This window comes from Streptomyces sp. NPDC088766, from assembly GCF_044750845.1.
Classification (GTDB): domain Bacteria; phylum Actinomycetota; class Actinomycetes; order Streptomycetales; family Streptomycetaceae; genus Streptomyces.
On record NZ_JBIVKQ010000004.1, the window covers coordinates 424,594 to 434,479 of the forward strand.

Consider the following 9,886-nt stretch of genomic DNA (forward strand, 5'->3'; position numbering starts at 1 on the left):
TCACAGGTGGTTCCCTCACTTTCCTGGAGACTCGGTGCGAAGGCGGTCCCGGCGGAGCAGCACACCTGGAAGAGTCGTGTCCATGCAGGTCTGGCCTGGAGAGGCATATCCCCTCGGCGCCACGTACGACGGCGCCGGTACGAACTTCGCGGTCTTCACGGAGGCCGCGGACCGAGTAGAGCTGTGTCTGCTGCACGACGACGGCTCGGAGACGGCGGTGGAACTTCGCGAGAGCGACGCCTTCGTCCGGCACGCATACGTGCCGGGCATCATGCCGGGGCAGCGCTACGGCTTCCGGGTGCACGGGCCGTACGCGCCCGAGCGCGGGGCGCGCTGCAACTCGGCGAAGCTGCTGCTCGACCCGTACGCGAAGGCGATCAGCGGTTCGGTGCAGTGGGGCGAGGAGGTGTACGGCTACCACTTCGGGGCCCCCGACAAGCGCAACGACCTCGACTCGGCGCCCCACACGATGACGTCGGTGGTGGTCAACCCCTACTTCGACTGGGGCGACGACCGGCGCCCCCGCACCGAGTACCACCACACGGTGATCTACGAGGCGCACGTCAAGGGCCTCACGATGCTCCATCCGGGGCTGCCGGAGGAGCTGCGCGGCACCTACGCCGCCCTGGCGCACCCGGCGATCATCGAACACCTCACCGAGCTGGGCGTCACGGCGCTGGAGCTGATGCCCGTACACCAGTTCGTCAATGATCACCGCCTGGTCGACATGGGCCTCAACAACTACTGGGGCTACAACACGATCGGCTTCTTCGCCCCGCACAACGCCTACGCCTCCTGGGGCGACCGCGGGCAGCAGGTCCTGGAGTTCAAGTCGGCGGTGCGGGCGCTGCACGAGGCGGGCATCGAGGTGATCCTCGACGTGGTGTACAACCACACCGCCGAGGGCAACCACCTGGGCCCGACGCTGTCCTTCCGGGGCATCGACAACGCGCAGTACTACCGGCTGGCGGACGACCCGCGGTACTACATGGACACCACGGGGACCGGGAACTCCCTGCTCATGCGGTCCCCGCACGTGCTCCAGCTGATCATGGACTCGCTGCGGTACTGGGTCCTGGAGATGCATGTCGACGGGTTCCGCTTCGACCTCGCGGCGACCCTGGCCCGCCAGTTCCACGAGGTGGACCGGCTGTCGTCGTTCTTCGACCTGGTGCAGCAGGACCCGGTCGTCTCCCAGGTGAAGCTGATCGCCGAGCCGTGGGACGTGGGCGAGGGCGGCTACCAGGTGGGGAACTTCCCGCCGCTGTGGACCGAGTGGAACGGCAAGTACCGCGACACCGTGCGGGACGTGTGGCGGGGCGAGCAGCGCACGCTCGCCGAGTTCGCCTCCCGGCTGACCGGCTCCTCCGACCTGTACCAGGACGACGGGCGCCGGCCGCTGGCCTCGATCAACTTCGTGACCTGCCACGACGGGTTCACGCTGAGCGACCTGGTGTCGTACAACGAGAAGCACAACGACGCCAACGGCGAGGACAACCGGGACGGCGAGAGCCACAACCGGTCCTGGAACTGCGGCGTCGAGGGCGACACCGACGATCCGGACGTGCTGGAGCTGCGGTCCCGGCAGATGCGGAACTTCATGGCGACGCTGATGCTGTCGCAGGGCGTGCCCATGATCAGCCACGGCGACGAGGTGGCACGCACCCAGCACGGCAACAACAACGCCTACTGCCAGGACAGCGAGCTGTCGTGGGTGGAGTGGCCCGACCCCGAGGGGGAGGGCGACGAGATGCTCGACTTCACGCGGGAGATCGTGCGGCTGCGCAAGGAGCACCCCGTGTTCCGCCGCCGCCGCTTCTTCCACGGACGGCCCGTGGAGGGGACGCACGACGACCTGTCGGACATCGCGTGGTTCACCCCGGAGGGCAAGGAGATGGCCCAGCGGGACTGGAACTCGGCGCAGGCCTCGACGCTGACGGTGTTCCTCAACGGCAACGCGATCTCCGAGCCGGGCTCGCGCGGGGAACGGATCACCGACGACTCCTTCCTGCTGATGTTCAACGCCTCCCCCAGGACCCTGGAGTTCGTGGTGCCGGTCGACCACGGCCGGCAGTGGCAGGTGGTCGTGGACACGGCGAACCCGGAGTCCGTGCGGGGGGAGACGCCCGTGAAGGTCGCGGCCGGTGACCGGCTGACCCTGGTCGACCGGAGCATGATCGTCCTGCAGCGGCCCGCGTAGGCCGCCACCCGGTCGCAGGCCGCCACCCGGTGGCCGGGATGACACGAAAGGGGGCAGGGCGGGTACGTAGGTCTGCATGACCTCTGAGCGCCCTGCCCCCGTCGTGCCCACGGCCACCTACCGGCTCCAGCTCCAGCCCGCATTCCCGTTCGGGGCCGCGGCGGCGGCCGTGCCGTACCTGGCCTCGCTCGGCGTGTCGCATCTGCACCTGTCGCCCGTGCTGGAGGCCGTGCCCGGCTCCCCGCACGGCTACGACGTGGTCGACCACACGCGCGTGCGCGCGGAGCTGGGCGGCGAGGAGGGGCTGCGGGCCCTGTCGCGCACGGCGCGCGAGCACGGGCTCGGACTGGTCGTGGACATCGTGCCCAACCACATGGCCATGGCCCCGCGGCACAACCGCGCCCTGTGGGAGGTGCTGCGGGAGGGCCCGCGGTCGCCGTACGCACGCTGGTTCGACATCGACTGGGAGGCGCAGGGCGGCCGGGTGCTGCTGCCCGTCCTCGGCGGCCCGGTGGGCGAGGTGCTCGACGAGCTGCGCGTCGACGGGGACGTCCTGCGCTACCACGACCACGCGTTCCCGCTGCGCGAGGGGACCGCGGACCTGCCGCTGCCCGAGCTGCTGGACGCCCAGTGGTACCGGCCGGCGTGGTGGCGGCTGGCCCGCACGGAACTGAACTACCGGCGGTTCTTCAGCATCTCGGAGCTGATCGGGGTGCGGGTGGAGGACCCGGAGGTGTTCGACGCCACCCACGGCAAGATCCTCCAGCTGCTGGACGAGGGCGTGGTGGACGGACTGCGCGTCGACCACCCGGACGGGCTCGCCGACCCCGACGCCTACCTGGCCCGGCTGCACGGGGCGGGCGGGGGCCGCTGGACGGTCGTGGAGAAGATCCTCGCCGACGGCGAACGGCTGCCGGACGCCTGGCCGGTCGCGGGCACCACCGGCTACGACGCGCTGCGCCACGTCGACGGCCTGTTCACGGACCCCGCGGGCGCCGGGGAGCTGCTGGCGCTGTACCGGCGGTTCGCGGCCCCGCAGACGGACCGGGGCGGGGACTGGGCGGCGACGGTGCGGCGGGCGGCGTACGCGGTGCTCGGGCACGAGCTGGCGGCCGAGCTGGACCGGCTGACGCGGGCGGCCACGCGCGCGTGCGCGGCGTCGCCGGACCCGGCACTGCGCGACCGGGCGCCCTGGGCGCTGCGCACCGCGCTGGAGGAGCTGCTGGTGCGCATGGAGGTCTACCGGCCGTACGTCTCGGGCGACGCGGCCGCCGTCGTCACCGAGGAGGCCGCCGCGGAGGCCCGGCTGGCCTTCGTCGTACCCGAGGAGGCGGCCGCGGTGGACGTGGTGCGCGGCCTGGTGCTGGGCGGCGGGGACGGCCCGGAGGCGGTGGAGTTCCGCGCCCGGTTCGCGCAGACGGCGTCCGCGCTGCGGGCCAAGGCGGTCGAGGACACGGCGTTCTACCGGTACGTGCCGCTGCTCTCGGCGAACGAGGTCGGCGGCGATCCCGGCCGGCAGGGCGTCTCCCCCGCCGGTTTCCACGCGTACTGCGCGCGCGTGCAGCGCGACTGGCCGCTCACCGGGACGGCCCTGTCCACGCACGACACCAAGCGCAGCGCCGACGTCCGGGCGGCGCTGGCCGTGCTCACCGAGTGCCCGGGGCGCTGGGCGGAGGTCCTGGAGCAGGTGACGCACGCCGGGGAGAGCGTGCCGGACGGGCAGCTGGCGTGGGCGGCCTGGCAGACCGTGTTCGGGCTCGGGCCGGCCGCCCCGGAGCGCGTCCGGGAGGCGCTGCTCAAGCATGTGCGCGAGGCGGGCATGTACACGAGCTGGACGGAACAGGAGCCGCCGTACGAGGACGCCGTGGCGGCGTTCGTAACGGCGGGGCCGTGCGGGGTGCCGGGTGAGCGGGTGGCCGCCCTGCGGGAGGCGCTCGCGCCGCACGTCCGGGCGAACGTGCTGGGCGCGGCTCTGGTGCAGCTGACGATGCCGGGGGTGCCGGACGTCTACCAGGGCACGGAGGGCGAGTACCTGGCCCTGGTCGACCCCGACAACCGGCGTCCCGTCCGTTTCCCGTCGGCGGACGCCGGCACCGAGGCGATCGGCACCGAGGTCGCCGGCACCGAAGGCACGGGCGTCAAGGAGGCCGTGACGGCTGCGGCGCTGCGGCTGCGGCGGCGGCACCCGGACGTCTTCGGTCCGGCGGCGACGTACGAGCCGCTGCCCGCCGAGGGGCCGGCCGCGGACCACTGCCTGGCCTTCGCCCGCTCCGGCCGGGTCGTCACGGCCGTCACCCGGCTGTCCCTGCGCCTGGCGGAGGCGGGCGGCTGGGGGGACACCCGGCTGGCGCTCCCTCCGGGCAGGTGGGTGGACGCCCTGGAACCCGGCCGGGAGTTCACGGGGCACGCGCACGTGGCGGAACTGTTCGGGCGGCTGCCGGTGGTGCTGCTGGAGAGGGTGGGGTGAGACACGGAGCGGGGCCGGCGGCGGCCCCCGGCTGCCGCGGCGGTCGCCGGCTGCCGCTCGGGGAGTGCTTCCGGGCGCCCCCCGAAAGCATCCGTGGCGCGTTCTTGACAGGTCACCGAGTCCGTGGGGTACTGCGGAGGCGAAGGCCGGGCGGACATGACGGGGGTGAGTCTCCTGCCGGAGCTGCGCTACCCCACGGTGACGGAACTGACCTCGTCCGCCAGGACGTTGGCCGCGCTCCGACCTGGGCTGTGCAGGCTGCGGAAGGTGGGGCTCTCCCGCGCGGGGCGGCCGCTGCACCTGTTGTCGGTGGGGCATGCGCGGCGGGCCGTGCTGGTCGTCGCGGGGGCCCACGCGAACGAACCCGCCGGCGGTCCCGCACTGCTCGCCCTGGCCGAACGTGTCCTGTCCGAGAGGGAGTTGCGGGACGACACGTCCTGGCACTTCCTGCTGTGCGCGGATCCGGACGGGGCGAGCCTGCACGTGACGCCCGCGCCGCGCAGCCTGCTCGAGTACCACCGGGGCTTCTTCCGGCCGGCGGGCCCCGAGCAGCCCGAGTGGTCCCCGGCGCTGCTGCCGGCGGACCGGCTGCCGCCCGAGACCCGCGCGCTGACCGGCGTCATCGACGAGCTGCGGCCCTACCTCCAGGTGACGCTGCACGGTACCGATCTGGGCGGCAGCTGGGTGCAGTTGACGAGGGACATACCGGGCCTGGCCGAGCCGTTCGCCAAGTCGGCGGCGCAGTTGCACATCCCGGTGGAGACGGGCGCCTCCGACGCGGCGGGCTGGCCGGTGTCCGGACCCGGGGTGCATGTGATGCCGGAGCCCGGGGCGGGGATGGCGTACCCGAGCATGCCGGACGACGCACGGCACAGCACCTGGTACCACGCCCACCGCCACGGCGGCCTGACCGCGGTCGTGGAGGTGCCGATGTGGGCGAGCGACCTGGTCGGCGACCCGGCGCCGCACCCGGATCCCGCGGAGGCGATCCGGCGGCTGGCGGGGCGGCTGCTGCGGGACGCGCGGGAGGTGGAGCGGGTGCTGGCGGAGGCCTCGCCGCGGCTGGAGGGCGTCGACGGGCCGCTGCTGCGGGCGGCCCGCTGGGTGCTGGAGCTGGTGCCGGGGCTGGCCGACGACTGGACGCACACGCCCCCGGCCGACACCACGGTGGCGTACGTCGGGAGTGTGGACGCCTTCGCCCGCAGGCTGCCGTTGCGGGCGGCGGCGATGCTGTGGCGGGTGCTGCGGGAGCGCGAGGACCGGGCGGCGCCCCGGCTGGAGCGTCTCGTGGTGGGGTGGAGCGACGCGTTCGCCGAACGGTTCCGGGCCCGCTGGGTGCCGTTGGAGCACCAGGTCGAGCACCAGTCCCGCACGGTCGTCGCGGCGGCCCTGCACGCGCGCGAGGGGGCACCGCGGCAGCCGTAGGAGCGCCGGGGCGGGAGCAGGGGTGGGAGCGCAGGGGCGGGCCGGCTCCGGACACGCTCACGCGTGTGCCCGGAGCCGGCCGGCCGGCCTCAGACCTCGGGCAGCGTGGACAGTTCGGGGAGTTCGGGGAGTTCGGGGAGCTGCTCGTCGTCCAGGGCGAACACCGCGCCCGTCTCCGCGAGCATCACGCAGGTGTTGGAGAAGGTCCTCGTGTACTCGACGGAGCGGCCGTGCCAGCGGCCGCTCGCGCGGGCGGTCACGGGCGCGTACAGGAGGGAACAGACGGCGTCCCGCGGCGCGACGGCGTCGATGTCGCCGTTCGCCGCCGTGAGGTCGGCGCAGGCCTCGGCGGCGCGGGAGTGGCCCTGCGGCGGGTCGCACAGCAGGAGCGTGCCGCGGGTGTCGCCGGAGCGGGAGTCGCCCGTGGTGACGCTGAGCCGGAGCCCGTCGCCGGGAAGGGCGTGACCGGACGCCGATGCCCGGACGGGGGCGACGGCGGCGAGGAGGAGCGCGGCCGTGACGGGCAGGGCGCCCAGCAGGCGGGATGTGGGGAAGTGCTTCATTCCCGGTGCATCGGCACGGCGGCCCCGGTTCCCCAGTCCGGCTCACCCGATCGTGGGGGTGCGCGGGCCGGCCGCGCGACCGGTTCGAACGCGGCGGGGACGACCCCGCTCCGGTGCTCCACGCGGCGGGCGAGGGGGATCCAGCGGTCCCCGGACCCGTCGTGACGGTCGGCGCACCACGCGTCGACGCGCGCGGCCGGCTCCGGCAGCGCGCCGGCCGGATCGTGCCCGCATCCCGCGACGAGCCGGTGCGGCAGGCCCGCGGTGCGCACGGCGGGACGGCGACACGGCGGCCGGGGCGATGCGCAGGGCAGCCGGGTGGGCGGTGTCCGGGGGGCGGGGGGCGGGAGAGCCTTCGGTCCACCGGGAGTGCCGGTGCCCACGCGGCCGGTCGTGACCCGGAAGGTACGTCAACACCGCCCCGGACGAATCGACTTGCCGGGCGGGCCCGGGGTCTTTCCTGCGGGTCGGGCCGGCCCGCGGTCCCGTCCCTACCCGCACGGGAGTCCCTGGTTCGCCGGCACGGGAGCCCCTGGTTCGCCGGCACGGGAGCCCCTGGTTCGCCGGCACGGGAGCCCCTGGTTCACCTAGTTCACCGAGAGGCGGAACGCCATCCGTCCGAAGGCGACCTGGTCGCCCTCGCGGACCACGGCGGCGCCGATGACGCGCCGCCCGTTGACGGTCGTGCCGTTGGTCGAACCGAGGTCGCGCAGGATCCACATGCCGCCCTGGCGGCTGAGTTCGGCGTGCACGCGCGAGACGCTGTCGTGGGTCAGCCGGAGGCCGCTGGCGGGGTCGCGGCCGATGCGCAGCGCCCGCTCGGTGCCGGGGTGCGGCAGCAGCAGCTTGGGCAGCCGCTCGGCCTGCCAGGCCCTGCGCAGCCGTACGGTGAAGCCGGAGACGGCCTCGACGGTGCCGAACACGGCGCGCGAGAAGCGGCTCTCCCTGGGCAGGTCGGCGGTGAGGACCGCCAGTTCGTCCGGGCGGCGGGCGACGAGCGCCAGTTCCATGCGCCGGATGAACGTGTCGTGGGAGAGACGGCCCATGGCGACACCGTCACGAAGCACCTTCAGTGCCCTGTCGCGCTCCACGTCGGACAGGCGCGCGGGGTACGTGTTGAACTCGAATGACGACGTCACGCTCGTGATTGTCGGGCAGTGGACGTCGGGTGTCCAGAAAACGGGAGAACGGCGGCTCGGCGGGCGTGCCCGGAGCGGACCGCAACGACCCCGGCCTCGAAGGGAGTGTTCGTGCGGCGGATCGATCTCGTTTGGAGCACGATGGGTCGGGCTACATCACGGTGAGCAGACGAAGGGGAACCGTCCGTGCAGTTCGAGGTGTGGGCACCGCAGGCCGAACGTGTGACGCTCCAGTGCGAGGGCGTGACGCGCGCGTTGGAGCGCGACGCCGCGCGGCCGGGGTGGTGGACCGGTGAGGCGGAGGCGCGGGACGGCACCCGGTACGGCTTCGCGGTGGACGACGGCCCCGTGCGGCCGGATCCGCGGTCGCGCCGTCAGCCGGACGGGCCCGACGGGCTGAGCGCGGTCGTCGACCACGGCCGGTACGCATGGCGGGCGCGGTGGCCGGGGCGGCCGCTGCCGGGCGCGGTGCTGTACGAGCTGCACGTGGGCACGTACACCCCCGAGGGCACCCTGGACGCGGCGGCCGGCCGGCTCGGCCATCTCGTCGAACTCGGTGTGACCCACGTGGAGTTGATGCCGCTGTGCCCCTTCCCCGGCCGGCACGGCTGGGGCTACGAGGGGGTGTCGCTGTGGGCGGTGCACGAGCCGTACGGCGGTCCTGAGGCGCTGAAGCGGTTCGTCGACCGGGCGCACGAGCTGGGTCTGGGGGTGGTCCTGGACGTCGTGCACAACCACCTGGGCCCGTCGGGCAATTACCTGCCCGTCTTCGGGCCGTACTTCACCGACACCCACCACACCCCGTGGGGCTCGGCCGTCAATCTGGACGCGCCCGGCTCGGACGAGGTGCGGGCGTTCCTGCTGGGCAGCGCGCTGGCGTGGCTGCGCGACTACCGGATCGACGGGCTGCGGCTGGACGCGGTGCACGCGCTGGCCGACACGCGCGCGTACCCGTTCCTGGAGGAACTGTCGGAGTCGGTGGACGCGCTCGCCGAGGAGACGGGCCGGCCGCTGTTCCTGATCGCCGAGTCCGATCTGAACGACCCGCGGCTGATCACGCCCCGCCGGGAGGGCGGCCTGGGGCTGCACGCCCAGTGGAACGACGACTTCCACCACGCCCTGCACACCGCCCTGACCGGCGAGTCCCAGGGCTACTACGCCGACTTCGGGCGCGATCCGTTCGCCGCGCTCGCCAAGACCCTCACCGGCGGGTTCTTCCACGACGGCACCTGGTCCAGCTTCCGCGGCCGGTCCCACGGCCGGCCGCTGGACCGTACCCGGCTGCCCGCGCACCGGCTCCTCGGCTACTCCCAGACCCACGACCAGGTGGGCAACCGCGCCCAGGGCGACCGGCTCGCCGCCTCCCTCTCCCCCGGCCTGCTGGCCTGCGCGGCCACGCTGACGCTGACCTCCCCGTACACCCCGATGCTGTTCATGGGCGAGGAGTGGGCGGCGGGCACGCCCTGGCAGTTCTTCACCGACCACACCGACCCGGACCTCGCGGAGGCCGTACGGCGGGGCAGGCGGCGGGAGTTCGCGGAGCACGGCTGGGCGGAGGAGGACGTGCCGGACCCGCAGGACCCGGCGACCCGGGACCGCTCCTGCCTGGACTGGTCGGAGCCGGAGCGCGAGCCCCACGCGCGCGTACTGGCCTGGTACCGCCGGCTGATCGCCCTGCGGCACGCCCATGCCGACCTCACCGACCCCGACCTGGCCGACCTCAAGGTCGCCTACGACGCGCAGGCCCGCTGGCTGGCCTTCCGCCGCGGGGACGTACGGGTGGCCGTGAACCTCGGCAAGGCACCGGCGGCGATCCCGCTCGGCACCCGCCCCGCGCGCGTGCTGGCCGCCTGGGAGCCGGTGCAGACGACGGGCGCGGACGGGCTGCTGCGCCTGCCCGGGGAGTCCTGCGTGGTCCTGGAACAGGACTGAGGACCGCCGCACGGGGCACGGGCCGGCGGGTCCGGCCAGTGCTGCGACCGGAAAGGTCCACAGCACTAGTAGGACTCCGTTACGTCTGCCTGTCGGTCCTGTCTGGGGGAACGCTGAAGGTGTGGATGCACATGAAGTAAACCGTGCTCGGGTGAAGTTA

Annotated in this window: 7 protein-coding genes; 4 read left to right on the forward strand and 3 right to left on the reverse strand. The window is 73.8% G+C overall.

Annotated elements, in window-relative coordinates; translation table 11 throughout:
* Window positions 1-82: 82 nt before the first annotated feature.
* The 3 genes from glgX (at window position 83) to ACIP5W_RS09055 (ending at window position 6,092) form a co-directional block, all read left to right on the forward strand.
* Window positions 83-2,200 (forward strand): glycogen debranching protein GlgX, encoded by a 2,118-nt coding sequence (gene glgX, locus ACIP5W_RS09045; protein WP_401468937.1) that lies wholly within the window; start codon window positions 83-85, stop codon window positions 2,198-2,200.
* Window positions 2,201-2,276: 76 nt separating this feature from the next.
* A complete protein-coding gene (gene treY / locus ACIP5W_RS09050) occupies window positions 2,277-4,667 on the forward strand; it encodes a malto-oligosyltrehalose synthase (protein WP_401468940.1) in 2,391 nt (796 codons plus the stop codon).
* A gap of 165 nt (window positions 4,668-4,832) precedes the next feature.
* Window positions 4,833-6,092, forward strand: a complete 1,260-nt coding sequence (locus tag ACIP5W_RS09055) for a M14 family zinc carboxypeptidase (RefSeq protein ID WP_401469031.1) — start codon at window positions 4,833-4,835, stop codon at window positions 6,090-6,092.
* Between the two features lie 89 nt (window positions 6,093-6,181).
* On the opposite strand, the gene ACIP5W_RS09060 is transcribed toward ACIP5W_RS09055, so the two are convergent.
* The 3 genes from ACIP5W_RS09060 to ACIP5W_RS09070 form a co-directional block, all read right to left on the reverse strand.
* A complete protein-coding gene (locus tag ACIP5W_RS09060) occupies window positions 6,182-6,655 on the reverse strand; it encodes an SSI family serine proteinase inhibitor (RefSeq protein ID WP_401468943.1) in 474 nt (157 codons plus the stop codon).
* Window positions 6,652-6,927, reverse strand: a complete 276-nt coding sequence (locus tag ACIP5W_RS09065; RefSeq protein WP_401468946.1) for a hypothetical protein — start codon at window positions 6,925-6,927, stop codon at window positions 6,652-6,654. The genes ACIP5W_RS09060 and ACIP5W_RS09065 overlap by 4 nt, the downstream gene beginning before the upstream one ends.
* 315 nt (window positions 6,928-7,242) lie before the next feature.
* Window positions 7,243-7,794 carry an FHA domain-containing protein gene (locus ACIP5W_RS09070; RefSeq protein WP_401468949.1) on the reverse strand — a complete coding sequence of 184 codons (552 nt, stop codon included), beginning with the start codon at window positions 7,792-7,794 and terminating at the stop codon, window positions 7,243-7,245.
* A gap of 186 nt (window positions 7,795-7,980) precedes the next feature.
* Between ACIP5W_RS09070 and treZ the strand changes: the two genes are divergently transcribed.
* On the forward strand, window positions 7,981-9,726 hold the full coding sequence (gene treZ, locus ACIP5W_RS09075; protein WP_401468952.1) for a malto-oligosyltrehalose trehalohydrolase: 1,746 nt from the start codon (window positions 7,981-7,983) through the stop codon (window positions 9,724-9,726).
* The last annotated feature ends 160 nt before the right edge of the window (window positions 9,727-9,886 follow it).

Excerpts from the sequence above, each read along its gene's own strand:
- glgX (WP_401468937.1), top strand. The coding sequence starts at position 83 with ATGCAGGTCTGGCCTGGAGAGGCATATCCCCTCGGCGCCACGTACGAC.
- treY (WP_401468940.1), top strand. The coding sequence starts at position 2,277 with ATGACCTCTGAGCGCCCTGCCCCCGTCGTGCCCACGGCCACCTACCGG.
- ACIP5W_RS09060 (WP_401468943.1), bottom strand. The coding sequence starts at position 6,655 with ATGAAGCACTTCCCCACATCCCGCCTGCTGGGCGCCCTGCCCGTCACG.